Genomic DNA, 25,519 nt, shown 5'->3' with positions numbered 1-25,519 from the left:
TACTTTACTTTGCCAGATATTTGGAAGAACTCTCGAATTTTTCTTTTGTATTCAGGCAGCTTTCGATCTAGATCTTTTAGCTTAGACTGATGTTCTTCGAAGGTTTGCTCCACTCGCAGGGATGCTGTGGTAGATTGATCCGATTTGATGCCCAAGTCTAGGCCTTCGAAATTTCCGCCTGCATTCGCACCCTGGCCAGATCTCTTGGATCGTTCCGCCTCGACAGAAACTGATTTGCTAATTTCGTCAGGCATCTTTTTGATTTCATCAATATCCTGGATTACCTCAGATAGTATTTCCTTCAGTCGTCGCTTTCGCCCAAACCATCCTGTACAATTCTGCTGTAGTTCTAAAAATACAGATTCCAATATCACCAGCAGAACATCAGGAAAACTATGTCGCTTAAAGTCTTCACAATTGAGGTAAATAGTTTTCACCTCATCTGAGGTTGCCTTTGCCGACTTGAACATTAAAAGGGTTTTTCCGCAGCCGCGCCTCGCAAATATCGCGTGATTTTGCCTCGCCTTCAAATCAAGAATAAGGGAGTCAGTATCAACATACTCTACGCTATCGCTATGCCTTTGAATCCGGAGGTTCTCAGTGATTATTTCCCGTAGCTTCTGGGTGTTTTCCAACATGATTTTTCAAGCGCTCCACAATATTATGCGGAGTTTAGGTGGACTTTGCTGAAATGCAAGCCTCAAAAACGGAGGGAGGATTTCGTGCCTTTTTTTATCGCCAGGTATTAAAGCAATCGGCATTTAATCCCTCCCAACACAAAACCCTCACGCCAGCCCTACGGCGTCCCCTCCGACGGGGGCAGGCTGGCGTAATAGGCGGCCAGCGCCTTGACGTCGTCGTCCTCCAGCCATTCGGCGGCCTTGCGCATCAGATCGGCCTTCGGGCCGCCTCCGCGCTTGTCTTCGCGCCACAGGTTCAGCTGCGTCGTCAGATAGGACACGCCCTGTCCGGCCAGCGGCGGGAAGAGCGGCGATCTTTCGCTGGGCCAGGGGCCGTGGCAGGCGGTGCAGGCGGCCACATCGTCGTCGGGCCCGCGCGCGCTTGCCAATGCTGCGCCCTTTTTCACCAAGGCGGGGTCCGGCGCGGGGTCGATGGGCGCATCCACGGTCGGCAGCGCGGCCATGCGTTCGGCGAGCTGCTGCAAGGTGGGGCCATCGAACAGGCTCGCCGCCTGCTGCATCACGCCGCTTTGCCGCCGCCCGCCGGCGTAGGCCTCCAGCGCGGTGCGGATGTAGGGCAGCGACAGCGTATCGAGCCGCGGGATAAAGCTGTTGCGGCTGTTGCCGTCGACGCCGTGGCAGCTTGCGCAATAGGCCTCCGGGTCGCTGCCCGAGGCCCGCGCATCCGCGCCGGGGGCCGGGGCCACCAGCGCGCGGTAGTCCGCCGCGCTCATGGTTTCGGCCTCGCGCAGGAAGGAGACGACGGGCCAAACGTCGTCCTCGCGCAACGAGGGCCAGTGCGGCATCCCACTCATCTTGATCCCCTCCGAGACGACCCAGAACATCTCCTCCGGGGCCCAGCTGTCGACGGCTTCGGCGATGGCGGGCGGCTCGGGGACCATGGCGCGCGTGGTGGCGCTGCGGTCGTTGCCGCCGGGGGTGCCGTGACAGACGGTGCAGCCGGTCTGGAAATGTCGCGCGCCCAGCGCGACCCTCTGCGGGTCGGCCAGATCGACGGGCACGGCCGCCGGGCCCGGATCGCGCAGGCGGGCGGAATTGCGAAAGGTCGTGTTGAGAACCCAGCTGACGCCCGGCCAGTGCCCCTTGCGCGCCGAAACATTGTAAAGCCCCAGCCCCACGGTGGCGACCGCGCCGATCGCGCCGATCACCGCCAGCACCGCCAGCGTCATCGCCACGGTTTTCAGTCTGCGCCGATCAAGCCGGATCATGCCGGGGCTCCTTCGATCTGAGTGCGAGAGAAACGAGCCGCAGGCCCGCGATCAGATAGATAGGTGTGCCGATGCCGAGCATCAGCATCCCGCCCACCTGCTGTCCCCAAAGATCGGCCCATTGCCCGTAAAGCGGCGCGGGCGCCAGGATCAGCAGCGCGCCCAGCAGGGTCATGTGCATGCTGGTGAGCAACATCGTGCCCGCCCCCAGCAGCGGAGAGACCACCAGCGCGCCGCCCCAGACCGCCAGCCCCGCGCCCAGAAACATCGCCAGTTGCAACGCATAGGCGGCATCGCTGCGTCCGGCCCAGGCCTGCAACCCCGGCAGGTGCCAGCCCCAGACGATGGCGAATTCCGCCCCCGCCGCGATCATCGGCGGCACCCCCAGCCAGCGCCGCGGGCGTGGATCGGGCAGGCGCAGGATCACCAGCGCCAGCAAGGGCGCGATGCCCGCCACCACCGCCATATGCCGCAGCATATGCGCGGGAAACCCCGCCAGTGGCGGCGCGATCAGCGGCGCGGCCCAGGCCACGGCGGCCAGCAGCCCGGCCGCCAGCGTATATGCGGCGCTGCCCGTCACGCGCAGTTTCCGATGAATATGGCGGGCAGCGATGAATAAAGCACCGCGATCAACGAGATCACCGACAGCAGGAATGCAGCGTGTCCGAGGAACCGGTGGCGGTGTTCGACCACGCTCAGCTCATGCCGGTAATCGTGGGTCTTGAGATAGCCCCAGTGTTTCCACGACCGCCAGCCGATCAGCACGATCGCCAGCACCGCCGCCACCGTGACCGCGGCGATGCCGTAGCGCAGCCCCAGGATCGCGCCTTCGTCGGGCACCAGCTTGGCGCAGTAGATCGCCGTGGCGCCGTAGACGGTGACAAAATGCAGCGCCCAGATCACCGGCGACAGCGTGATCCGCCACAGGCTGTCGCTTTCGGCGTGGAACTCGGCTTCGTCGCTGTTGCCTTCGCCCCCGCGTTTGCCTTGTGCTCGATCCGCCATTCTACAACACCCAGGGCGCCAGGCCGGTCACGGCGCCCGTTACCACGCCGGTCAGGCACAGGAAATGCCAGAACAGCGTGCTGTTCGCCAGATCGGCATCGTATTTCGGCGTCATCTTGCCCGCCAGGCTGCCCGCCAGACAATACCCCTGCATGATGATGCCCACACCGATATGGGCCAGCGTCCAGATCGTCAGCGCCCAGATCGTGGCGGGATAGACATGGGCCTTGGGGTCCATGTCGGGCAGCGTCAGCGACAGGATGAAGGCCGCCGCCGACAGCACCGCCGCGCCCGTCCCGGCGATCAGCGCGAGCCGCGCGCCGCCCGCGTTGCCGCGGCGGTTGACGTTGCGCGCCTGCACCGTCAGTGCCCAGCTTATGGCGAGCGCGGTCACCCCCGCCGCCACCAGCAGCGGCTGGGCATGAACCGCACCCTCGGGCGGGAAATCGGGCCGCCCGGTCCAGTAGAAGAAGAAACCGAACACCAGGCTGGCAAAGGCGGTGGTATCGCCCAGCATGGTGATCCACACCCCCCACCAGCCCACCGCCTTGGGCCCCGAGGCATAGACCGGCAGGCGCAGGCCCAGGCCCGCGTCCATGCTGTCCGCCTCTGGCACGCGCGCGGTCGCGCTCCACAGCCAGTAGATGATGCAGGCCACGGCAAGGATGCCGCTGACGATCGCGGGCGGATACATGTGGAAGGTGGGAAAGATGAACGCCCCGCCGGTGAAAAGTGCGGCCCAGATCGTGATCCAGGCGGGCCCGGTGATGCGCGCCACGAATTCGGGCGTCGCATCCATGACCGAGGTGACGAGCGTTTCGCGCAGGCCCTTCTTGCTGTCGGGCAGGTAGTAGCGGCCCGCATCCATCCGCTCGACGATCCTTTCCTGATCCCACAGCGGATAGCGCGAGGTGACATAGGGGATCGAGCGCGCGCCCCAGGCCTCCGCCGGGACGGCGTGCGACCATTCCAGCGTGCCGCCCTTCCAGGGGTTGCGCGGCGTCAGCTGCTGCTTGCCCTTGGGGCGCAGCAGATCCCAGGTGAAGACCGCGAAACCGGCCGCGATGATGAAGGCGCCGATGGTCGAGATCAGGTTCAGCCCGCTCCAGCCCAGATCGCCGGGATAGGTATAGACCCTGCGCGGCATCCCCAGCAGCCCGGTCAGATGCATCGGCAGGAAGGTGATGTTGAACCCCGAGAAGATCAGCCAGAACGCCCAGCGCGACAGCCGGTCGGACATGCGTTTCTTGGTGATGAACGGATAGAAGTAGTAGATTCCCGCGATCACCGGAAAGACCATGCCGCCGAACAGCGTGTAATGCAGATGCGCCACGATGAAATAGGTGTCATGCACCTGCCAGTCGAAGGGTGCGATGGCGACCATCACCCCGGTCAGCCCGCCCGCGGTGAACACCGCCAGCGCCCCCGCGATCCACAGCATCGGCTGGCTCATCTTCACGCGGCCCACCATCAGCGTGGCGACGAAGGCGAAAAGCTGGATGCCGGTGGGGATCACCACGGCCTCGGACGCGGCGGAGAAAAAGCCTAGGCTGAGCGCGGGCAGCCCGGTGGCGAACATGTGGTGCACCCACAGCCCGAAGCTGATGAACCCGGTGCCCACCGCCGACAGCACGATCCACGAATACCCCACGATGGGCCGCTGCGCCGCGGTGGGCACCACCATGGCGGCGATGGCGATGGACGGCAGGAAGACGATGTAGACCTCCGGGTGACCGAAGATCCAGAACAGATGCTGCCACAGCAGCGGGTCGCCCCCGCGCTCGGGATCGAAAAAGGGCCAGTCGAAGGAGCGCTGAAGCTCGAACAGGAAATCGCCCGCGATCAGCGGCGGAAAGGCGAAGAGGATCATCCCCCCCACGACCAGAACGTACCACGCGTAGAGCGGCATGATGTTGATGCGCATCCCCGGCGGGCGGCATTTCAGCGTGCCCACGATCAGCTCGACCGCCGCCGCGATGGAGGCCACCTCGATGAACGACAGGCCCAAAAGCCAGATGTCGGCGCCGATGCCCTCTACCTCGGTGGCGAGCGGCGGGTACATGAACCAGCCGGAACTGGGCGCGGCCCCGAACAGCAACGAACCCATGACGAAGATGCCGCCGATCAGGAAACACCAGTATCCATAGGCCGAAAGCCGCGGGAACGGCATGTCGCGCGATCCCAGGAAGGCGGGCAGAAGCAGGATCGAGATCGACTCGAAGATCGGCACCGCGAACAGGAACATCATCGCCGAGCCGTGCATCGTGAAGAACTGGTTGAACTGCGACGAGGTCAGGAAATCGTTTTCCGGCACCGACAGCTGCACCCGCATCGCCAGCGCCAGCAGCCCGGCCAGCAGGAAGAAGGCGAATGCCGTCAGCGCGTACCAGCGGCCCACTTCGGAATTGTTGACGGCGGTGAAATAGCGCCAGCCCTGCGGGGTCTTCCACGCGGCGCGCAGGCGCTTGCGCTGCTGCTCCTGCACCTCTTCGGGGACCGGCTCGCTCAGCATTTCCTCGGTCGGGGGGAAGGGCCCTTCGGGATCGGGCAGACGCAGATGCTCGGGCCGATCGGGGCGGGGACGATTGCCAAAGGTCATTCGAGTGCTTTCAGATAGGCCGCGAGCGCGGCGAGATCCGCCCGCGGCAGGTCGTCATAGGCGGGCATCTTGGCGCCGGGTTTGATGGCGCCGGGCTGCCTGATCCAGTTGACCAGATTTTCCGTCGTCGGCGCCAGCGTTCCCGCGGCCAGCGACAGGCGGCTGCCCACATGGGTCAGATCCGGCCCGCTGCGCCCCGCGGCCGGCGTGCCGCGCACGGTATGGCAGGCGCCGCAGCCCTGCGACAGGAACAGATCCCGCCCGCGGGCGGGCGCCCCCCCGGCGGGCGGTCTTGCCGGGGCGGCCTCGGCCCTGAGCCAGCTGTCGAAGTCATCCGGGCTCAGCACGACGGCGCGAAACGCCATCAGCGCGTGCGACAGACCGCAGAATTCGGCGCATTGGCCGCGAAACACGCCGGTCTTTTCCGGCAATACCGACAGGCGGTTTTCACGACCGGGGATCAGATCCATCTTGCCCGCGATGGCGGGCACCCAGAACGAATGGATCACCTTGTTGGCCGTCAGCTTGATCTCGGTGCGCTGGCCTGCGGGCAGGCGCAGCTCATTGGCGGCGACGATGGGCTTGTCCGCGCCTTCGGGCCAGTATTCGACGCGCCACCACCATTCCTCACCCCGGATCTTGATGACCAGCCCGTCGCCCGGCAGCCGCTGCTGCGGCATCGACGACAGCCCGTAGCCCAGCAGCGAGGTGATCACCACCAGCGGAAAGACGATCCCGCCGCCGATGATCAGCGCCTCCGCCCAGCCGCGCGACATCTTGCGCGGGTTGATGCGGGTGACGTAGAGAAACAGCCCGTTGACCAGCAGCCACAGCAAGACCGCGCCGCCCAGCATCACCCAGAACAGGCTGGCCATCTCTCCGGCTTCGCGGCCCGCGGGGGCGAGCACCGACTGCGGCCCGTCGCAGCCCGCCACGGCCAGCAGCGTCAGCGCCGCAGGATATCTGAGGTAAGTCCTTGACGTCACTGTAGGGTTTCCCGGGCGGGGGTGGAGCAGCACATCAGCCAAGGCTGCGAAATGCGCGCGCGATTGTCCAGTGGGTTTCGGGGGCGGGGCAGGCGTGTCGCCCGCCGCGACCCGCTGCTTGCGCGGCTGCGGCACAGGTAAAAACCAGTATCGGGGTATTTGGCGTTAATCCATGACATAGCGTTAAGCAGTTTTTTCCGTTATTCTGGGAAGGCGCGGTTGCAAAGAAGCATTCTGCCGTTAGTTTGCCTGCATTCAGAAAATGAGAAGCGCGCGTGCGCCTGTTCGAGAAATATAACGGTATGACGGATATCAAGCCCGATCTTCTGGCTTTGGCGCAATGCGAGAGTGAACCGATCCATACCCCCGGCGCGATCCAGCCTTTCGGAGCGCTTTTCGCCTTCGACCAGGCATCGGGCCGCATTCGCTATTTCAGCGACAACTTGCCGGGGATGCTGGGCGTCGACCTGCCCCGGGTCCTGGGCGGGGATATTGTCGATCTGCTGCCGGGCGATCTTGTGCATGGCATTCGCAACCGCCTGACCCTGCGCACCAGTCAGCGGCAGCGGCAACGCGCGGGGGCCGCGAGCTTCGCGGGGCGCGAGATCGAGTTTTATTGCCACATCAATCCCGACGGTCTGGCCGTGGTCGAGGCCGAGCCGCTGCTGCGCGAAGTGCATGATCCCGACCGCACCGACCCGGTGGAGCAGGTGCGCGCGATCCTGTCGGAACTTGCCGCGCGTCCCAAGATCGACGACATGCTGCGCTATGCGGTAGCGGGGCTGCAACAGCTGACCGGATACGACCGGATGAAGGCCTATGTCTATGAGCCCAACGGCGAGGGCGAAGTCGTGGCCGAGGTGCGGTCCGGCGATGTCGAAAGCTTTCTCGGCCTGCGCTATCCCGCCTGGGACGTGCCGACGCAGGCGCGCGCTTCAGGTGCGGCATCCCTTGCGCATCCTGCCGCAGGCGCAGCACGTCCCGGCCGCGATCCTGACCGATGATGAGGCCAATCCGCCGCTCGACCTGTCGCTGGCCCATACCCGCGGCGTGTCGCCGGTGCATCTGGAATATCTGCGCAATATGCGGGTCGAGGGCACGATGTCGCTGGGCATCGTGGTGGGCGGCAAGCTGTGGGGCATGTTCGCGGGCCATCACATGACGGCCAAGCCGCTGGCGGGCGACATCCGCGTGGCGCTGGACATCTTCGGCCAGATGTTCGCCCTGCTGCTGCAACAGGCGCTCGAGGCGCAAAAGGCGCGCGGACGCAGCATCGGGGTGGAGCTGCGCCGCTCCATCGCGGCGGATGGCGCGGATGCGGCGGCGCTGGTCGCGAAGTTCGAGGATTTCGCGCCCCGCCTGACCGAGGCGCTGGGAGCGGATGGCGTGGCCCTCATCAGCGGCGAGCGGACCCTGACGTACGGAACGACGCCGCCCGCGCCCGTGCTGGCGATCCTCGCGCCGCTGCGCGGCGGCGAATCCGATCACATGTTGCTCGATATCGACAACCTGAGCAAATTCGCGCCCCTCGCGGGATGCGATACGGGGGCTTCCGCCGGTGCCCTGGTGATAGGCTCCGACGACCACAGCCGCTTGCGGCTGATGTTCTTCCGCGAGGAAACCGTGCGCAAGCTGACATGGGCCGGCAACCCCGAGGCGCAGATGTCGGGGGCCGCCGCCACGACGCGCCTGTCGCCGCGCGCCTCCTTCGCCGCCTATATCGAGGAGCGTCGCGGCTACGCCGAAGCCTGGAGCGAGGCCCAGCTTGCCACCGCCGAGGAGCTGCGGGTCATGCTGTCGCACCTCGTCAGCCGCGACGACCGGGACCGTCGGGACGCGCAGTCGCGCGACGCGCTGGGACGTCAACGTCAGCAGGACATCCTGATTGCCGAGCTCAATCACCGGGTCAAGAATATCCTGGCGCTGATCAAATCGCTGTCGCGGCAGGCCAGACGGTCCTCGACGTCGCTCGAAAGCTATGCGCTGGCGCTGGAACAGCGCATTGCGGCGCTGGCGGCGGCGCATGATCTGGCGGTGTCGAATGCGACCGAAGGCGTGGCGCTGCGTACGATCTTGACCACCGAGTTTGATCCCTACGTGCGGCCGGGGACGGGGCAGCTGTTGCTGGACGGGCCTGCGGTCGGTTTCCGCGCCGACGTCGCGCCGCTGATCACGCTGGTGCTGCATGAGCTGGTCACCAATGCCGCCAAATACGGCGCGCTGTCGAATTCCGCGGGGCTGGTGCGCGTGGTCTGGTCGCTCAACGACGCGGGCGGGCTTGATCTGCACTGGTCGGAACTGGGTGGCCCGCCGGTCAAGGCGCCGGAGCGGCAGGGCTTCGGGCGCAGCCTGATCGAACGCGCCATCCCCTATGAACTCGACGGCAAGGCCGAGCTGAGTTTCGATCCGCAGGGCGTGCGGTTTTCCTTCCAGCTCGATGCGGGATTGCTGGTGGCGGTCGATGAAAACGCACGCCCCGATGCGGGCCCCGACGCAGGCCCCGACGCGGCTTCCGGCCCGGAGGGCGGCGGGAACGCGCGGACGGGGCGTGTGGCCGAGGGGGCGCGCGCGCTCGTGATCGAGGACAACATGGTCCTGGCCATGGATCTGGCGGAAACGCTGGGCCATCTGGGCTGTAGCGACGTGAAGACCGCAGGCACCGTCGATGTGGCGGACGGGATGATCCGCCCCGGGCGCTTCGACTTCGCGCTGCTGGACATGAACCTGCGCGGCAACGTGCCTTTCCCGCTGGCCTTCAAGCTGAGGGATCTGGGCGTGCCCTTCTGTTTCGTGACCGGCTACGGCAGCGATATCGAGCGGCCTGCCGCGCTGGCCGATGTCCAGATCCTGACCAAGCCCATCAATCAGACGATGTTGACGCAGGCGCTGTCGCGGATGTTGGCATAGGGGCAGACGCAAGGCGAGCGGGGCCGGGACGTGCAGGGGCGTATTGGGGCGTACTGGGGCGTGCCGGAACTTTCGCACCGGCCAGGTGTTCGGATGCAGTGGCCCCAGGAGGACAGCATGAGCGATGAACGTGACACCAGCGACCGTCTGCGCAAGGATATCGACCGGGGCAAGGGGGGCGACAAGGTCGGCTTTCCCGATCCCGCCGCGGCCCCGCTGGGCACCGACGCGGAGGCGGGCGGCAACCCGCCCTCGCGCGAGGAGTTGAAGATCGCCCGCGAGCAGGAGGTGACCAAACGGCCCGACGGGCGCAAGGTCGACGCACAGCGGCGCCCGGTGACGAAACCCGCGCCCACCGAAGGACAGGACGACTGAGCGCGCCGCCCTCAGCACGCGCGCCGACTGCCCGCAAAGACGCAGCCCGCAAAGACGCCGACCGGAGAAGAACCGCATGAAGGCGATTGTGGTGGGGGCTGGGATCGGGGGGCTGACGGCGGCGCTCTGTCTCGATCGCATCGGCTGGCAGGTCGAGGTGCTGGAACGCGCGCCCGCCCTGGCGGAGGTGGGCGCGGGCGTGCAGATCAGCCCCAACGGCACCCGTATCCTGGAGGAACTGGGCGTCATGCCCGCGCTGGAAAATCAGCTGTTCGAACCCGAGGCGATAGAGCTGCGCGCGGGTGAAAGCGGCAGGCAAATCTTCAGCCTTCGGATGAAAGATTACGCGCAACGCCGTTGGGGTGCTCGATTTTTTCAGATCCACCGTGCCGATTTGCAGGCAGCGCTTGCCGCCACGCTGGCCGCGCGCCAGCCCGGGGCGCTGGTGACGGGCGCGCAGGTGTCGACCTATACCACCTCACCCGGCGGCGCGGGCGTTCGCATGGCCGACGGCAGTGATCGTGCGGGTGATCTGGTGGTGGGGGCCGACGGGCTGCATTCCGTGCTGCGTCGCCGGATGCTGGGCGCCGAGCGGCCGCGCTTCACCGGCAACGTCGCGTGGCGCAGCCTCGTTCCGGTCGACCGGCTGGGGCGCGACGCGCCGGGGCCGACGGGCTGCATCTGGGCGGGCGAGGGGTGCCATGCGGTGACGACGCGGGTGCGCGCCGGGCGGGTGGTGAACTTCGTCGGGATCGTCGAGCAGGCCGACTGGCGCCACGAAGGCTGGGCCATTCCGGGCAAGCCCGGGCAGGCGCTGCGCGATTTTCGCGGGTTTCCCCCCACAATCCGCCGCATTCTGGAGGAAAGCGGAGAGATCTACCGCTGGGCGCTCTTCGACCGCGCGCCGCTGGACCGCTGGACCGACGGCGCCGTGGCGTTGCTGGGCGATGCGGCGCATCCGATGCTTCCCTCGATGGCGCAGGGCGCGGTTCAGGCGATGGAAGACGCGCATGTGCTGGCGCGGACGCTCAAGCGCGAACTCGCCGCGGGCCGCACGGTGCCCCAGGCGTGCGCGGGCTATTTCCAGGCGCGCATCGCGCGGGCCAGCCGCGTGCAGGCGATGTCCGCGCGCAACCTCACGCTGTTCCACCGGCGCGGCCGTCTGGCGCGCGCGGCCACATTCGGTCCGGCATGGCTGGCCGGCGCGGCGGCGCCCTGGATATTGCACCGGCGTCAGGACTGGATCTACGGCGCGAAGCCCGAGTGATTCCGCCCCGCGCCGCCGGCACGACGCAGCCGTCCTTCCCGTGCGGGAGGAGGGGGCGACAAGCGGCGCGGCGCGCGGGCTCGACAGCTCGGCCCCGCGCGCCGGGCACGATTTGCGGTCTGGGGAAAGGTCGCATTCAAAAGGTAGATCGCCGGAAATGAGCGCCCTCACGGGGCAAGGCGACTTAAAAACGAGGGGTCATCGGGCTATTGGACGCTTTCCGTTCGGTTTTCAGGAAAACCTCGGCTTTCCTGTTGTAAATCGCCCGACGGATTGATTTAGTCGTGGGACAATATGGGCAGACCAACTGTCGGCAATCAGGGAGCGGCCCTTGGCCAATCAAAATTCGGACGATGCGTTCGTGGAATTCGAGCGTGTGCAGAAAAGCTATGACGGCGAAACGCTTGTCGTAAAGGATCTGAATCTCTCACTGGCGAAGGGTGAATTCCTGACAATGCTGGGGCCCTCGGGGTCGGGCAAGACGACCTGCCTGATGATGCTCGCCGGGTTCGAGACCGCCACCCACGGCGAGATCCGCCTGGATGGCAAGCCCATCAACAACATCCCGCCGCACAAGCGCGGCATCGGCATGGTGTTCCAGAACTACGCGCTGTTTCCGCATATGACGGTCGCCGAAAACCTCGCCTTCCCGCTGGAAGTGCGCAAGATCGGCAAGGCCGAGCGCGAGGAAAAGATCAAGACCGCGCTCGACCGCGTTCAGATGGGCGATTTCGGCGGGCGGCGTCCGGCGCAGCTTTCGGGCGGCCAGCAGCAGCGGATCGCCCTGGCCCGCGCGCTGGTGTTCGAGCCCGAGCTGGTGCTGATGGACGAGCCGCTGGGCGCGCTCGACAAGCAGCTGCGCGAGACGCTGCAGTTCGAGATCACCAAGCTGGCGCATGAGCTGGGCATCACCGTGGTCTATGTGACCCACGACCAGACCGAGGCGCTGACCATGTCCGACCGCGTCGCGGTGTTCGAGGATGGCCGCATCCAGCAGCTGGCCCCGCCGGATGAGCTTTACGAGCAGCCCAAGAACAGCTTCGTCGCGCAGTTCATCGGTGAGAACAACACCCTCATGGGCACCGTCGAAAAGATCGACGCGGGCACTGCCGTCGTCCGGCTCGACAACGGCGAGCTGATCGATACCGTGCCGGTCAATGTCTCGCAGGTGGGCGAACGTACGCTGGTGTCGATCCGCCCCGAGCGCGTGGAATTCGACAAGTCGCGCCTGCACCCCGATGCCCATACCCTCAAGGCCGAAGTGCTCGAATTCATTTACATGGGCGATATTTACCGCACGCGCCTGCGCGTGGCCGGGAACGACGATTTCATCATCAAGACACGCAACGCCCCCGATCAGAAACGCCTCAAGCCGGGCGAGATGATCGAGATCGGCTGGCGGCACGAAGATTGCCGGGCGCTCGACGCCTGAGCACGCGATACCCCCGACATGCCCAGCCCGCGGGCCGGGGGACAATGAAGTGACGGGACAACTGAACAAGGAGTAGACCATGAAATTCAAAGCTACGCTATTGATGTCGGGTGCGGTGCTTGCCGCGGCGCCGGTGTTCGCCGAGAGCCACGGCATGAAAATGGCCGACAGCATGACCATCGTGTCCTGGGGCGGCGCCTATCAGAACAGTCAGATCAAGGCCTATGTCGAGCCCTATCAGGCCGAAAACCCCAACGTTAAGGTCATCACCGATGAATCCTCGAACGAGGCGGTCGCCAAGCTGCGCGCCATGAACGAGGCCGGCAACGTGACCTGGGATGTCGTCGACGTTGTCGCATCCGATGCCATCCGCCTGTGCGACGAAGGCCTGGCCATGGAAATCGACGCCGACAAGGTTCTCGCCAAGGGCGATGACGGCTCCACCCCGTCCGAGGATTTCGGCGATCTTCTGGTGTCCGACTGCTTCATCCCGCAGATCGTCTATTCCACCACCGTCGGCTATCGCACCGATGTGGCCGACTGGAAGGGCGAAACCCCCAAGGACATCTGCGCGCTGTTCGACCTGAAGAAATTCCCCGGTCAGCGCAGCCTCGAAAAGCGCCCCATCAACAACATGGAATGGGCGCTGCTGTGCGACGGCGTCGCCAAGGATGAGGTCTACGACGTTCTGGAAACCCCCGAAGGTCAGGACCGCGCGTTCAAGAAGCTCGACACCATCAAGGACAGCGTCGTCTGGTGGTCCGCCGGTGCCGATACGCCCCAGCTGCTGGCCGATGGCGAGGTCGTCATGGGCTCCACCTACAACGGCCGTCTGTTCAGCGTGATCGAAGAGCAGAAGCAGCCCGTCGCCATGCTGTGGGACGCTCAGGTGTTCGACATCGACGGCTGGATCATCCCTGCCGGCCTGCCCGAGGACCGCAAGGCGCGCGCGCTTGATTTCGTCAAGTTCGCCACCACGACGCAGAAGCTGGCCGACCAGGCCAAGTACATCTCCTACGGTCCGGCGCGCAAATCCTCGGCCCCGCTGGTCGGCAAGCACGCCGAGCTGGGTATCGAGATGGCGCCGCACATGCCGACCGATCCGGCAAATGCCACCAACACCTTCCTCTACAACTACGAGTGGTGGGCTGATTACCGCGACGATCTGGACGCGAAATTCCAGGCCTGGCTGGCGAAGTAATTCGCACTGCCGACGGAGCGGGCCTGCGGGCCCGCTCCACCTCATTCGTCAGATGATGCCATCCGAATGCACGAAAAATAATCCTGTGGGGACAAGATGACCGACGTGACCGACGCCACAACCGCCAGAACCGCCCCCACACCCGACGACGGCCTGCGGATCGCCGACAGTGACGACAGCGGTCCGGTGCTCGCCGCCGACGGCACCCCTCTGAAAAAAAGCCTGCGCCGCGCTTTGCGGACGCAAAAGCTGCGCGCCCTGGCGCTGATCGCGCCGTTGCTGATCTTCGTTCTGGTCACCTTCATCGCGCCCATCGCGGACATGCTGTTCCGCTCGGTCGAGAACCAGATCGTTTCCGAAACGCTGCCGCGAACCGTCGTCGCCCTGCGCGACTGGAACGGTGAGGGCACCCCCGACGAAGACGTCTTTGCCGCGCTTTATACCGATCTGGTGATCGCGGCCGAATTCAAGACCCACACCCGGCTGGGCAGCCGCCTGAACTATGAGACCACGGGCATCTCGTCGCTGTTCCGCAAGACCGGCCGTCGCGTCGACCGTTTCGACACCGACATCTACACCAAGCAATTCACGGCGCTCGATCCCGCATGGGGCGAGACCGCCACCTGGATGGATCTGATGACCGCCGATGGTATCGGCAAGATCCTTCCCGAGACATTGTCGAGCTTCAACGGCTGGATTTCAATCATGCGGGCCGACGACAAGGTTCCCGCGGACGAAAAGGTTTGGGATTTCGTCTATACCTCGCTCTACCGGGACCTGGGCAAGACGCCTGCCGACGCCATCGCCGCCTACAGCGGCCCGGGCGCGGCGCTGTTGCAAAAGACGCAACCCGCCGTCGCCGGTTTCGAATCCGTCAAGCTTTCGGATCTGTTCATCAAGGTCGATGAGGATTGGGGCAGCCAGAAGGTCTGGGGCACCATCAAGTCCTTCTCGTCCGAGTACACTTCGGGCTACTTCCTGGCCTCTGTCGATCTGCAAAAGACACCCAGCGGCATCGAACCCGTACCGCAGGATCAGCAGATCTACATCCTGCTGTTCAAGCGTACCCTGTTCATGAGCCTGATGATCATGGGCAGCTGCATCCTGCTGGGCTATCCGATCGCCTTCCTGCTGTCGAACCTGCCGATGTCCAAATCCAATCTGCTGCTGATCCTCGTGCTGCTGCCGTTCTGGACCTCGCTGCTGGTGCGCACCTCGGCGTGGAAGGTCCTGCTGCAACAGCAGGGGGTGATCAACGATATCCTGGTCTGGGCGGGCATCGTGGCCAACAACGACCGGCTGGTGATGATCAACAACCAGTTCGGCACGATCGTGGCGATGACGCATATCCTGCTGCCGTTCATGATCCTGCCGCTCTATTCGGTGATGAAGACCATCCCGCCCACCTATGTCCGCGCCGCGAAATCGCTGGGCGCGACCAATTGGACCGCGTTCTGGCGGGTCTATTTCCCGCAGTCGGTGCCGGGCATCGGGGCGGGCAGCATCCTCGTGTTCATCCTGTCGATCGGCTATTACATCACCCCCGAACTGGTCGGCGGCACGACGGGTACCTTCATCTCGAACCGGATCGCCTATCACATTTCCAGCTCGCTCAACTGGGGGCTGGCGGCGGCGCTGGGGACCATTCTGCTTGTGGTGGTTCTGCTGCTTTACTGGGCCTACGACAAGATCGTCGGCATCGACAACGTGTCCCTGGGTTAAGGAGAACGACAATGGAACTGCCTCCCTATGCCACCCTGGGTCAGCGCATCTGGCACTATGCGTTCCTGGTGATCTGCGGACTGATCTTCTTTTTCCTGATCGCGCCGATCCTGACGATCATTCCGCTCAGCTTCAACGCCGAGAACTTCTTCACCTTCACGCCGGGAATGCTGGCCTTCGACCCGGAGGCCTATTCGCTGAAGCATTACCGCGATTTCTTCACCAACCCCGACTGGCAGCAGGCGCTGAAGAACTCGGTGCAGATCGCGCCGGTCGCCACGCTGATCTCGGTGGGGTTGGGCACGCTGGCCGCGGTGGGCCTCAGCCAGAGCCACGTGCCGTTCCGGCGGGTGATCATGGCGATCCTGATCTCGCCGATGATCGTGCCGCTGATCATCTCGGCGGCGGGAATGTATTTCTTCTACTCGCGCATCGGGCTTCAGGGCACCTATGTCGGCGTCGTGCTGGCCCATGCCGCGCTTGGCATTCCCTTCGTCATCATCACCGTCACCGCGACGCTGGTGGGGTTCGACCATTCGCTGACGCGCGCCGCGGCGAACATGGGGGCGGGGCCGGTGCGGACCTTCTTCAAGATCCAGATGCCGCTGATCCTGCCAGGCGTGATTTCGGGCGGTCTTTTCGCCTTCATCACCTCCTTCGACGAGGTGGTCGTGGTGCTGTTCGTCGGCTCCGCCGGTCAAAAGACGCTGCCCTGGCAGATGTTCATCGGCCTGAGGGAGCAGATCAGCCCGACGATCCTGGCCGTGGCCACGATCCTGGTCGCCATCTCCATCGCATTGCTGACGGTCGTGGAGCTGCTGCGCCGCCGCTCCGAGCGTCTGCGCGGCATGAGCCCGGGCTGATCTGCGTGGCTTTGGCGTGGGCCGCGTGCGGAGAATGTCGCGGGGCGTGACGCCCGGGGGCCCCCGCGGGCGCCCTCAGGGCAATAGCGCCAGCCACAACGATGTGGTCAGCAGCGACCCGGCCGTGCCCATCAACACCGCGCTCGCCGCGACGCGTTTGGCCCGGCCGTAGATATTGGCGAAGAGGAAGGCGTTTATCCCCGGCGCCGAAGAGGCCGTCAGGATGACCGAGCGTACCGCGTCGCGGTCAAGCCCCACCGCCGTCGCCATCCCCCAGGACAGCGTCGGGTGTACCAGCAGCGACATCGCCCCGATGAAGGCGATGGTGCGCAGGTCGCCCTCGGGGCGGTAGCGCGCCAGCACACCGCCCAGCGCGAACAGCGCGACGGGCAGGGCGGTGCGCACCAGCAGATCGACCGACTGCACGAAGATTTCCGGCTGCGGCAGCCCCGTCAGGTTCACGACGAACCCGGCCAGGATACCCAGGATCAGCGTGTTGCGCAGCATCGCCTTGGCGATCGAGCCGGCCGTGGACCACACGCCCGCCGAGCGGCTGCGCGCGATTTCCATCGTGGTGATCCCCAGCGCGTAGCAGAACGGCGAATGGATCGAGATGATGGTGTAATTGGCCACCAGCGCCGCGCTGCCATAGGCGCGCTCCGTGATGGGCAGGCCCAGCAGCAGCGTGTTGGCGAAAAGGCAGGCGAAGCCGATGACGATGCTGTCCTGCCAGTCGCGCCCGAAAAGCAGCCGCGCGCCCAGGATGCCGAGCGCAAAGACCGCCGTGGCGCCCGCGTAGTAGCTGACAATCACCCGCCATTCCAGAAGCTGGTGCAGATCCATCGTGGAGATCGCGCGAAACAGCAGCAACGGCAGCGCGAAGCGCTGCGCGAACTGCATCAGCCCTTCGATCCATTCCTCGCGGAACACGTCGCGCCGCACGGCCAGAAAGCCCAGGCCCAGCACCGAGAAAACCGGGAGGATCACCTGGATGAGCTCGCCCATCGCGTACGCTCAGCCGGGCAGCGTGATCGTCATGCCATCATAGGCAGGCTCGATGTGGTCGGGCGTTTCGGCCTGGACGGCGTCGTAATCCAGGTCGATGTGCATGTTGGTCAGGACGCCGTGGCGCGGCGCGGCGCGTTCCATCCAGCCCAGCGCGCGGTCCAGATGCGCATGGCTGGGGTGGGGCGTGCGGCGGAGCGCATCCAGAATCCAGATATCCAGCCCGCGCAGCAGCGGCCAGACGGTGTCGGGGATCGCGGAGACATCGGGCAGATAGGCGAGCGTGCCGATGCGGAATCCCAGCGCGTTGATGTTGCCGTGGATCACAGAGAACGGGGTGAAGTCGATCGTGCCCCCCGCGCCGGTCACGCCGAAGGGCGCGTCGATCGTGTTCAGATCGAGGATCGGCGGATATTGCGAATTCTCCGGCTGCACGAAGGCATAGCCGAAACGGCTGAGCAGATCCCGTTGCGTGGTATCGTCGGCCCAGACCGGCAGGCGCGCGCGCAGATTGAACACGATCATCCGCAGATCGTCGATCCCGTGGACGTGATCGGCATGAGCGTGGGTGTAGACCGCCGCGTCCAGCGTTCCGATGCCTGCGTCCAGCAGCTGCGCACGCAGATCGGGCGAGGTGTCGATCAACACCCGCGTCGTGCCGTCCGGGCCCATCTGTTCCACCAGCAGGGAACAGCGGCGGCGGTGGTTCTTGGGGTTGGCCGGGTCGCACGCCCCCCAAAGCCCGCCCAGACGCGGCACGCCGCCCGACGATCCGCAGCCCAGGATGGTGAAGCGGCGCGTGCTTGTCATGCGTCGGGCGTCCAGGCCGCCGCCTTGGCGAACAGCCGGTCGAAATTATCGGTGGTCTGGCGGGCGAAGGCCTCGAGTCTCATGCCGAAGGCCTCCGCGCCGCGGGCGGCGGTATGCGCGACGAAGGCGGGCTCGTTGCGCTTGCCGCGGTGGGGCGGGGGGGCCAGGTAGGGGCTGTCGGTTTCCACCAGGATCCGCTCCGGCGGGGCGGCGACGAAGATCTCGCGCAGCGCGCCGCTTTTCGGAAAGGCCGCGATGCCCGACATCGACAGGTAGAACCCCAGCTCCAGCGCGGTCTGCGCCAGCGCGGCGCCGCTGGAAAAGCAATGCATGACACAGTCATAGGCGCCGGCGCGATGTTCCTCGGAAAGGATGCGCGCCATGTCCTCATCCGCGTCGCGGGCGTGGATGATAAGTGGCAGCCCGCTGCGGCGGGCGGCTTCGATATGGATGCGCAGGCTTTCCTGCTGCACGGGCTTGCTGTCGGCGGTGTAATGGTAATCGAGCCCGGTCTCGCCGATGCCGACGAATTTCGGATGCCGCGCGAGCTCCGTCAGATCCTCGACGCGGGCCAGCGGCTCCTCGGCGGCGCTCATCGGGTGGGTGCCGGCGGCCCAGAACACGGGCGCATGGGCCTCGGCCAGGGCGCGCACCCGATCCGCCTGGCGCAGCCGGGTGCAGATGGTGACCATCCGCGCCACGCCCGCCGCGGCGGCGCGCGCGATCAGATCGTCACGCTCGCCGTCGAAATCGGGGAAATCCAGATGGCAGTGGCTGTCGACGAGCACCGGGGCGCGCGAGGTGTCGGAGAGCTGGCTGTTCGTCTGCTGGGTCATGGCGCCTTATCGGGCGGCCCATCGCGCCGCCAACTGATCGATCCTGAAGACCATATCAAGGATGAGCGCGGCGGGGTCAAGGTTGACCGCCCGCCCGTGCGCCGCCCGCGCCGACAGCGTCTGCGCAAGCTCGGCCCAGGCCCGCGCCGCGTCGGCCGAAGGGCAGAGCCGGGCGAAAAGGGTGCTTTCCCCCTTCGCGGCCTGCACGGGGTAGGGGGCGACGCCGCTGCGGGCCAGCCGCGACAGGAACAGCTCGAACAGCGACAGCGTGAGGCTCAGCCGGTCCTCGGCGCCGCGGGCGGCGGCCTTGTCGGCCAGCGCCAGCGCCTTGCCGCGATCCATGCGCGGCATACCGGCGAACAGATCCACCATCGCGCCATAGGCGGCCAGCCCGTCGAGGTTGAGCAGCTGCAAGGCCCGGCCGACCGAGCCGCCCGCAAGCTCCGCCAGGGCGGCAGCCTGCGGGGTGTCGGGTGCGACATCTTTCGCGCCGCCCCCGTCCGAATCCGACTTCGAAGCTGTCAGCGCGGCGTGCAGCGCGGCCGCCATCTCGTCGGGGGGCAGCGCGTGGCAGCGCAACACCCGGCAGCGTGAGCGGATCGTCGGCAACAGCCGTGAAGGCTGATGGCTGACCATCAGGATCACGGTGTCCGCGGGCGGCTCCTCCAGCAGTTTCAGCAGTGCGTTGGCGGCCGAGGTGTTCAGCGCGTCGGCGCTGTCCACGATCACCACACGGCGGCCGCCGTCGGTGGCGCTGAGCGAGGCGAACCCCTTCAGGCGGCGCACCTCGTCGACGGTGATTTCCTGCCGGATGCGCCCGGTCTTGGCATCGGTCGGACGGCGCAGCAGGAAAAGGCCCGGCTCCGACAGGGCGGCGATACGGCGGCTGACGGGGTGGTCCGCGCCGACATCGAGAGATCCCGCAACCGCGGGCGGAAGGAGCGCGGGCCCCGGCGCGGGCGGGTTGGCCCGCAGGTAGCGCGCGATCCGCCAGGCCAGCGTGGCCTTGCCCACGCCCTGCGGCCCGGTGATCAGCCATCCGTGATGCAGCCGGTCCTCGTTCAACGCCTCCAGAAAAGCCTGTTCCGCGTGCTGCTGGCCGAAAAGCCGCTGCGTGTTGCGCGGATGCGGCGCGCCCGGCACCCGGTCGGGTTCGCTCTGCCCGCTCATGCCGATCGCTCCAGGATCGACCAGACCTGCCGGGCAACGTCCTGCACAGGGCGCGCGCCCTCGACCACGTGGCAGCGTGCGGGAAATTCGGCTGCCAGATCCAGAAAGCCCTGGCGCAGCCGCTGCTGAAAGGCGCCGCCGAAATCCTCGAAGCGGTCCTCGCCGCTGCGGCGCGCCAGCCCGCGCGACAGCGCGGCATCGGCCTGCATGTCGATCACCAAGGTGATATCGGCCTCCCGCCCGATCATGCGGCAGTGCAGCTCATCGACCATGGCGCGCAACGCGCCGCGCACGGCCCCCTGATAGACGCGGGTGGAATCGACGAAACGGTCGCTGATCACGATTTTTCCCGCCGCCAGCGCGGGGGCGATGGTCTTTTCGAGGTGATCGCGCCTGGCGGCGGTGAACAGCAGGATCTCGGTTTCCGCCGACCAGCGCTCAGGCGGGCCTTCGACCAGCAGACGGCGGATTTCCTCCGCTCCCGGCGAGCCGCCGGGTTCACGCGTCAGCAGCGGGTCGTGCCCGGCAGCGATCAGCGCCTCGGCCAGCAGCCGCGCCTGCGTGGATTTGCCCGACCCGTCGATGCCCTCGAAGGTGACGAAAAGGCCTTCTTCGCTGGTCATCAGTAAAGCGCTGCGGCCTCTCCGGCGATCCCGCGCAACAGAACCTCTGCCGCGGTCTGCATCCGTTTGACGAACCCGCCGGGCGCCACATCGGCCTCTGCCAGGGCAGGGTGGCGCACGTCGGGCTGGCCGGGCACGCTGATCACCAGCTCGGCCACCTTGTCGCCCTTGGCAATGGGCGCGGCGATGGGGCCGGTGTATTCGATCGTGGCCTTGATCTCATCCTGCGAGGAGGCGGGCACCAGCAGCGTCAGATCCTGATCGGCGATCAGCCCGACCTGCGCGGCCTCGCCCATCCAGACAGGGGCCTGTGCCAGCCGCGAGCCTTTCTTCATCACGGTCTTTTCCACGAACTGGCGAAAGGCCCAGCTGACGATGCGCTCGGCCTCTTCGGCGCGCTCGGTTTCGGAATTCAGCCCGCTGATGACGAAGACGATGCGCCGATTGCCCTGCACCGCCGACCCCACGAGGCCATAGCCCGCTTCGCTGGTGTGGCCGGTTTTCAACCCGTCGGCACCGATGCCCAGGCTCAGCAGCGGGTTGCGGTTGAACCTGTTGTCGGGCGCGCGCCCGTCGAAGGGAAATTCCTTGAGTCCGAAAAAGCTGTAGTATTCGGGGAAATGCTTTATCAGCCGATTGGCCAGCACGCCCAGATCCCGCATGCTCATCCGCTGGTTGGGGTCGGGCCAGCCGCTGGCGTTGGCGAAGGTGGAATCGGTCATCCCCAGCTCCTTGGCGCGCGCGGTCATCGAGCGGGCAAAGGCGTCCTCGCTGCCCGCCAGCCCCTCGGCCACCACGACGCAGGCGTCGTTGCCCGACAGCACGATGATGCCCTGGATCAGCTGCTTGACGGTGGGGCGATCACGCTCATTGAGGAACATGGTGGACCCGCCCATGTTCTTGGCGCGGGTCGAGACACGGAACCGCGTGTCCATGTCGACCCGCCCGTCCTCCAGCGCCTCGAACAACATGTTCAGCGTCATCAGCTTGGACATCGACGCGGGCGGCAGCGGGGTTTCCGCGTTTTTTTCCATCAGCACCGCGCCGGTGTTGTAGTCGAGCACATAGGCCGCGCCCGCGCGCGTTTCGAACGCCGCCTGCGACAGGACCGGCATCGTCCAGCCCGCGACGAGCAGAACGAGAGCGATGAAGAGGTTGCGTTGTGGTGCCAAGGGGATGTCCTCCCGAACGGATCAATCGGTTACGAAATAGGCGTCTTTATAGCCGCGCGCCTTGATGGTGCCCAGCAGTGCGGCGCGTTCGGCGCTGGTGGCGGCGGGGCCCACCAGAACGCGCCAGAAGGTCTTGCCGCTTGTGGTCTGCCTGCGGATCGTCGGCACGATGCCCGCGCGGCGCAGCTGCGCGCCGGCCCGATCGGCGTTTTCCTCGATGCTGTAAAACCCGATCTGGATATAGGGCTGACTGAGCTTCGATTTCCGCTCCGGCCGGGCGGGGGCCGCGGCGGCCCCCGGTGCGGCCTCCGCCGAGGGTCCCGCGGGCGCCGAAACCTCCGGCAGGGGCGCGGCCACGCCACCGGCCGCCGGGGCCAGCGTGGCGGATTGGATCGGCGCGGGGGCGGGCAGGGTGGCCGCCTGTTCCGGCGCCGTTCCTGTTCCGCCGTCCGCCGGGGTGGCGGTCTGGACCTCTTCCTTGCGCAGGGCGGTCACGTTCAGTTTGGTCGGCTGCCCGGCCAGAACGCCCAGCGCGTCGGCGGCATCCGACGACAGCTGCAGGCGCGGGCCGGGGTTTTCCCGCTCGCGCCGGAACAACGCGCCGATGACGAATTTGCCATTGGCCTCGTTGCGGATGATGACGCGTTCGGGGTCGGTGGCGTCGGGATGCGCCACCCAGACGCCGCCCAGCGACGGGCGCCCGTCCCACAGGCCGGATTCCGTGGCCTGAAAGACGTCGGGCGCCTCGACATCGCGTTCCACCAGCCGGGTGGAGGTGCTGACCTGCCCGTCGCCGCCGCCCGTCTTGCCCTTGAGAAAGCTCAGGTCCGCGCCCCCCGCGCAGCCGCCGACGGCTGCCATCACGCCCAACGCCGCCGTCAGGCGCAGCATTGTCCTGCCTGTCATGAAATCCTGCCTGTCATCGCCCTGCCTGTCATCGCTCTGTCCCCTTCGACCGCCTGCGCGGTTTTTCTTGCCGTGTCACCCGGCGCGGGTCGTCCGTTCCGACACGAAGCCACGCCCATCCGCAGCGCTCGCGCGGGGCGATCCTACCGGCCCACCCGCCGCAAGGAAAGCCTCGGGCTACGATCTGCGCAAATTTCGGCCTTTCACGGCGGGCAGGGCCGAGGCACGCCCAAAACCGCCCGGCCACACAGGCGCCCCCGCCTTGTGCCCCCCGCCTTGTGCCCCGGCCTTGCGTATCGCCTTGCGGAGCGGCAAAACCAAGCTTTCAGAATCGTCGCGTTGCGTCTAATCAGCCCCTGTCGGAGGAGTGGCAGAGTGGTCGATTGCACCGGTCTTGAAAACCGACGTAGGTGAAAGTCTACCGTGGGTTCGAATCCCACCTCCTCCGCCACATTCAGACACCGCATCCGTGCAAGAGCCCCGCTTGGGGCCTTTTTCCCGTGTGCTTCAAAGGGCGTCGGCAGCGGCCGGTTCCCGGGTCCGGCGGCAGCGTTCGAAGCGGGGCAGGAGGCTGGCGGAAGTCTCTGATGACAAACAGTCCGCGCGCCCATAGCCTGGCGGAATGTCGACCGGGCCCTGGACGGATGAAGAGAACGACCTGATCGTCGCGGATTACTTCGCGATGCTGGCCGACGACATCGCCGCGCGCCGCTACAGCAAGGCCGCGCATCGCCGTGCGCTGCTGCCGCTGCTGAACGCGCGGTCCGAGGGGGCCGTCGAGTTCAAGCACCAGAACATCAGCGCTGTCTTGAAAGGGCTCGGAGAAGACTGGATTCTAGGCTACAAGCCCGCATTCAACTTTCAGGTGACCCTCGTGGATGCCGTGGCGCGCTGGCTGGCGCTGAACCCGGCCTGGCTCGGGCGCCGTCCTGCCGCGCGACCGGCGACCGGTCTGGCCGATGCCGCGCCGATCTGGGTCGGGCCGCCGCCGACACTGTCGAACCAGCCACCGCCGCAGGAGCTGGAGCAGATGCTGCACATCGCCCGCAAGTTCGACGTGGCAGGCCGGGACGAGCGCAACCGCGCCCTCGGGCGGGCTGGCGAGAAACGCGTGCTTGCGCATGAAGGCGCGTCATTGCGGATGGCAGGACGGGACGATCTGGCGCGCAAGGTGCGCTGGGTGTCGGAGGAGGATGGCGACGGCGCGGGCTACGACATCGCGAGTTTCGCCCCGGATGGCCGACCCCGTTTGATCGAAGTGAAGACGACCAACGGCTGGGAGCGTACCCCCTTCCACATCACGCGCAACGAGCTGGCCGTGGCCGAGGAGCGGCGCGCTCACTGGTGCCTCATGCGGCTTTATCATTTTTCCCGCGAACCCAGGGCGTTCGAGCTGCGCCCGCCGCTGGATTCCCACGTGTCGCTGACCGCCACGAGCTTTCAGGCCAGCTTTCACTGAGGCGGTCGGCTCCCCGTTCCAAGCCCCGTTCCAAGCCCCGCCCAAGCCTGTCCCAGGGCGCCAGCGCGCCGGGTCTGCCTCCGTCACCACCTCATTGTCGCGAAAATATCCGCGCCGCAGGCATATCGCAGGCCAGGCCGCCTCAGTCGATCAGCGCGCTTTCCTCGTCGCGGGCGGTGCGCATCTTGCGCTTCAGCACGCGGCCAAAGACGATCGGCAGCACGAACCCCACCACCGCGATAGCCCAGAGCGACAGGGCAAGCGGCGTGTCGACCAGCGTCCACCAGTTGCCATTGTCGATGGTGATCGCGCGGCGCAGGTTCGATTCCATCGCATTGCCCAGCAGCGTGCCCAGGATGATCGGCACCAGCGGCACGTCCAGCTTGCGCAGCACCCAGCCCAGGATGCCGAAGCCCACCATCACCATCAAATCGAAGCTCGACCCGGAAATCCCGTAGATCCCGACGAAGGAGATCATCGCCACCACCGGCATCAGGATGCGCGGCGGCACCAGCAGCACGCGGGTGAACAGCCCCACCAGCGGGATGTTCATGAAGAGCAGCATGAAGTTGGCGATGAACAGCGCCGCGATCAGCCCCCAGACCACATCGGGGTTCTGCGTGAACAGCAGCGGCCCCGGCGTGATGTTGAGCGACAGCAGCACCGCCAGCAGCACCGCCGTGGTGCCCGATCCGGGCACCCCCAGCGCCAGCATCGGCACCAGCGCGCCGCCCGCGGCGGCGTTGTTGCCCGCCTCGGGCGCGGCCACGCCCGCGGGTCGCCGGTGCCGAAGGTGCCGTCGCGGTCGACCAGCTTCTTTTCCATCGAGTAGGAGATGAAGGACCCCAGCGAGGCGCCGGCCCCCGGCAGCACGCCCGCGATGAACCCCAGCCCCGTCGTGCGCAGCATGGTGGGCGTGCAATGGCGGATCAGCGACAGGCTGGGAACGATCCTGCCGATCTTCATCGCGGGTTTGGCGGCGGCGGCGCCCTCGTCGCGGTGTTCGAGAAAGATGAACACCTCCGACAGGGCGAAAAGCCCCACGATGGCGACCAGGAAATCGATCCCGTCATAAAGATGCACCTCGCCGAAGGTGAACCGCGGCACGCCGGTCTGCGTGTCCACGCCCACCATCGCCAGCCCCAGCCCCAGCGCCGCGTGAAAGTCCGATTTAGCCTGGTTGGTTGCCGAGATGCCGCACAGCGTGGCAAAGGCCAGGGTTAACAGCTCGAAATATTCCGCCGGCCCGAACAGCAGCGCCACCTTGAACAG

Annotated in this window: 21 protein-coding genes, 1 tRNA gene and 2 pseudogenes; 10 read left to right on the top strand and 14 right to left on the bottom strand. The window is 66.2% G+C overall.

All coding sequences use genetic code 11. The annotated features are described in order from the left end of the window. The 6 genes from ACU0BR_RS08595 to ACU0BR_RS08570 all read right to left on the bottom strand — a co-directional run. A partial coding sequence (locus ACU0BR_RS08595; RefSeq protein ID WP_446156428.1) for a hypothetical protein occupies window positions 1-638 on the bottom strand: 638 nt, incomplete at its 3' end. Between the two features lie 158 nt (window positions 639-796). Then, window positions 797-1,909: a c-type cytochrome gene (locus ACU0BR_RS08590; protein WP_446156427.1), complete on the bottom strand. Its 1,113-nt coding sequence runs from the start codon at window positions 1,907-1,909 to the stop codon at window positions 797-799. Continuing rightward, complete coding sequence (locus ACU0BR_RS08585; RefSeq protein WP_446156426.1) at window positions 1,896-2,489, bottom strand: cytochrome c oxidase assembly protein; 594 nt, start codon at window positions 2,487-2,489, stop codon at window positions 1,896-1,898. The genes ACU0BR_RS08590 and ACU0BR_RS08585 overlap by 14 nt, the downstream gene beginning before the upstream one ends. Continuing rightward, complete coding sequence (locus ACU0BR_RS08580; RefSeq protein ID WP_446156425.1) at window positions 2,486-2,914, bottom strand: hypothetical protein; 429 nt, start codon at window positions 2,912-2,914, stop codon at window positions 2,486-2,488. Before ACU0BR_RS08580 ends, ACU0BR_RS08585 begins: the two co-directional genes overlap by 4 nt. Window position 2,915: 1 nt before the next feature. Further along, window positions 2,916-5,513, bottom strand: coding sequence for a cytochrome c oxidase subunit I (ctaD, locus tag ACU0BR_RS08575; protein ID WP_446156424.1), 2,598 nt, complete (start codon window positions 5,511-5,513; stop codon window positions 2,916-2,918). Beyond that, window positions 5,510-6,499, bottom strand: coding sequence for a cytochrome c oxidase subunit II (locus ACU0BR_RS08570; RefSeq protein ID WP_446156423.1), 990 nt, complete (start codon window positions 6,497-6,499; stop codon window positions 5,510-5,512). The genes ctaD and ACU0BR_RS08570 overlap by 4 nt, the downstream gene beginning before the upstream one ends. 302 nt (window positions 6,500-6,801) lie before the next feature. Here ACU0BR_RS08570 and ACU0BR_RS08565 point away from each other — a divergent pair, with 302 nt between their 5' ends. From ACU0BR_RS08565 to ACU0BR_RS08530, 8 genes and pseudogenes are all read left to right on the top strand, one after another. Beyond that, window positions 6,802-7,503, top strand: coding sequence for a hypothetical protein (locus ACU0BR_RS08565; protein ID WP_446156422.1), 702 nt, complete (start codon window positions 6,802-6,804; stop codon window positions 7,501-7,503). After that, a complete protein-coding gene (locus ACU0BR_RS08560; RefSeq protein WP_446156421.1) occupies window positions 7,439-9,406 on the top strand; it encodes an HWE histidine kinase domain-containing protein in 1,968 nt (655 codons plus the stop codon). Before ACU0BR_RS08565 ends, ACU0BR_RS08560 begins: the two co-directional genes overlap by 65 nt. Window positions 9,407-9,523: 117 nt before the next feature. After that, entirely contained in the window at window positions 9,524-9,781 is a 258-nt protein-coding gene (locus tag ACU0BR_RS08555) for a hypothetical protein (RefSeq protein ID WP_446156420.1), read from the top strand. A gap of 76 nt (window positions 9,782-9,857) precedes the next feature. Further along, complete coding sequence (locus ACU0BR_RS08550) at window positions 9,858-11,048, top strand: FAD-dependent monooxygenase (RefSeq protein ID WP_446156419.1); 1,191 nt, start codon at window positions 9,858-9,860, stop codon at window positions 11,046-11,048. Between the two features lie 331 nt (window positions 11,049-11,379). Further along, a complete protein-coding gene (locus ACU0BR_RS08545) occupies window positions 11,380-12,480 on the top strand; it encodes an ABC transporter ATP-binding protein (RefSeq protein WP_446156418.1) in 1,101 nt (366 codons plus the stop codon). A gap of 79 nt (window positions 12,481-12,559) precedes the next feature. Continuing rightward, window positions 12,560-13,681: an extracellular solute-binding protein gene (locus tag ACU0BR_RS08540; protein ID WP_446156417.1), complete on the top strand. Its 1,122-nt coding sequence runs from the start codon at window positions 12,560-12,562 to the stop codon at window positions 13,679-13,681. Between the two features lie 96 nt (window positions 13,682-13,777). Next, a complete protein-coding gene (locus ACU0BR_RS08535) occupies window positions 13,778-15,403 on the top strand; it encodes an ABC transporter permease (RefSeq protein WP_446156416.1) in 1,626 nt (541 codons plus the stop codon). Window positions 15,404-15,405: 2 nt separating this feature from the next. Then, window positions 15,406-16,266: pseudogene (locus ACU0BR_RS08530) on the top strand (ABC transporter permease); the annotation flags it as partial. Between the two features lie 75 nt (window positions 16,267-16,341). On the opposite strand, the gene ACU0BR_RS08525 reads toward ACU0BR_RS08530, so the two are convergent. From ACU0BR_RS08525 to ACU0BR_RS08495, 7 genes are all read right to left on the bottom strand, one after another. Then, window positions 16,342-17,271, bottom strand: coding sequence for an AEC family transporter (locus ACU0BR_RS08525; protein ID WP_446156415.1), 930 nt, complete (start codon window positions 17,269-17,271; stop codon window positions 16,342-16,344). Between the two features lie 9 nt (window positions 17,272-17,280). After that, the gene (locus ACU0BR_RS08520) at window positions 17,281-18,081 is read right to left on the bottom strand and encodes an MBL fold metallo-hydrolase (protein WP_446156414.1); all 801 of its coding nucleotides are present in this window, start codon (window positions 18,079-18,081) and stop codon (window positions 17,281-17,283) included. Continuing rightward, window positions 18,078-18,917, bottom strand: coding sequence for a TatD family hydrolase (locus ACU0BR_RS08515; RefSeq protein ID WP_446156413.1), 840 nt, complete (start codon window positions 18,915-18,917; stop codon window positions 18,078-18,080). Before ACU0BR_RS08515 ends, ACU0BR_RS08520 begins: the two co-directional genes overlap by 4 nt. A gap of 6 nt (window positions 18,918-18,923) precedes the next feature. Further along, complete coding sequence (locus tag ACU0BR_RS08510) at window positions 18,924-20,087, bottom strand: DNA polymerase III subunit delta' (protein WP_446156412.1); 1,164 nt, start codon at window positions 20,085-20,087, stop codon at window positions 18,924-18,926. After that, on the bottom strand, window positions 20,084-20,710 hold the full coding sequence (gene tmk, locus ACU0BR_RS08505; RefSeq protein WP_446156411.1) for a dTMP kinase: 627 nt from the start codon (window positions 20,708-20,710) through the stop codon (window positions 20,084-20,086). The genes ACU0BR_RS08510 and tmk overlap by 4 nt, the downstream gene beginning before the upstream one ends. Next, on the bottom strand, window positions 20,710-21,825 hold the full coding sequence (locus ACU0BR_RS08500) for a D-alanyl-D-alanine carboxypeptidase family protein (RefSeq protein ID WP_446156429.1): 1,116 nt from the start codon (window positions 21,823-21,825) through the stop codon (window positions 20,710-20,712). The genes tmk and ACU0BR_RS08500 overlap by 1 nt, the downstream gene beginning before the upstream one ends. 78 nt (window positions 21,826-21,903) lie before the next feature. Beyond that, the gene (locus tag ACU0BR_RS08495; protein ID WP_446156410.1) at window positions 21,904-22,788 is read right to left on the bottom strand and encodes an SPOR domain-containing protein; all 885 of its coding nucleotides are present in this window, start codon (window positions 22,786-22,788) and stop codon (window positions 21,904-21,906) included. Window positions 22,789-23,149: 361 nt separating this feature from the next. Here ACU0BR_RS08495 and ACU0BR_RS08490 point away from each other — a divergent pair. Both ACU0BR_RS08490 and ACU0BR_RS08485 read left to right on the top strand, forming a co-directional pair. Beyond that, window positions 23,150-23,239 (top strand) — tRNA-Ser (locus tag ACU0BR_RS08490). Window positions 23,240-23,410: 171 nt separating this feature from the next. Further along, window positions 23,411-24,247 (top strand): DUF3883 domain-containing protein, encoded by an 837-nt coding sequence (locus ACU0BR_RS08485; RefSeq protein WP_446156409.1) that lies wholly within the window; start codon window positions 23,411-23,413, stop codon window positions 24,245-24,247. Between the two features lie 142 nt (window positions 24,248-24,389). On the opposite strand, the pseudogene ACU0BR_RS08480 reads toward ACU0BR_RS08485, so the two are convergent. Continuing rightward, a pseudogene (locus tag ACU0BR_RS08480) lies at window positions 24,390-25,510 on the bottom strand (tripartite tricarboxylate transporter permease). Window positions 25,511-25,519: the final 9 nt, after the last annotated feature.

Source organism: Brevirhabdus sp. (assembly GCF_052826345.1).
Note: the sequence above shows the minus strand (reverse complement) of the source record. Positions and strands in the feature narration are given on the sequence as shown.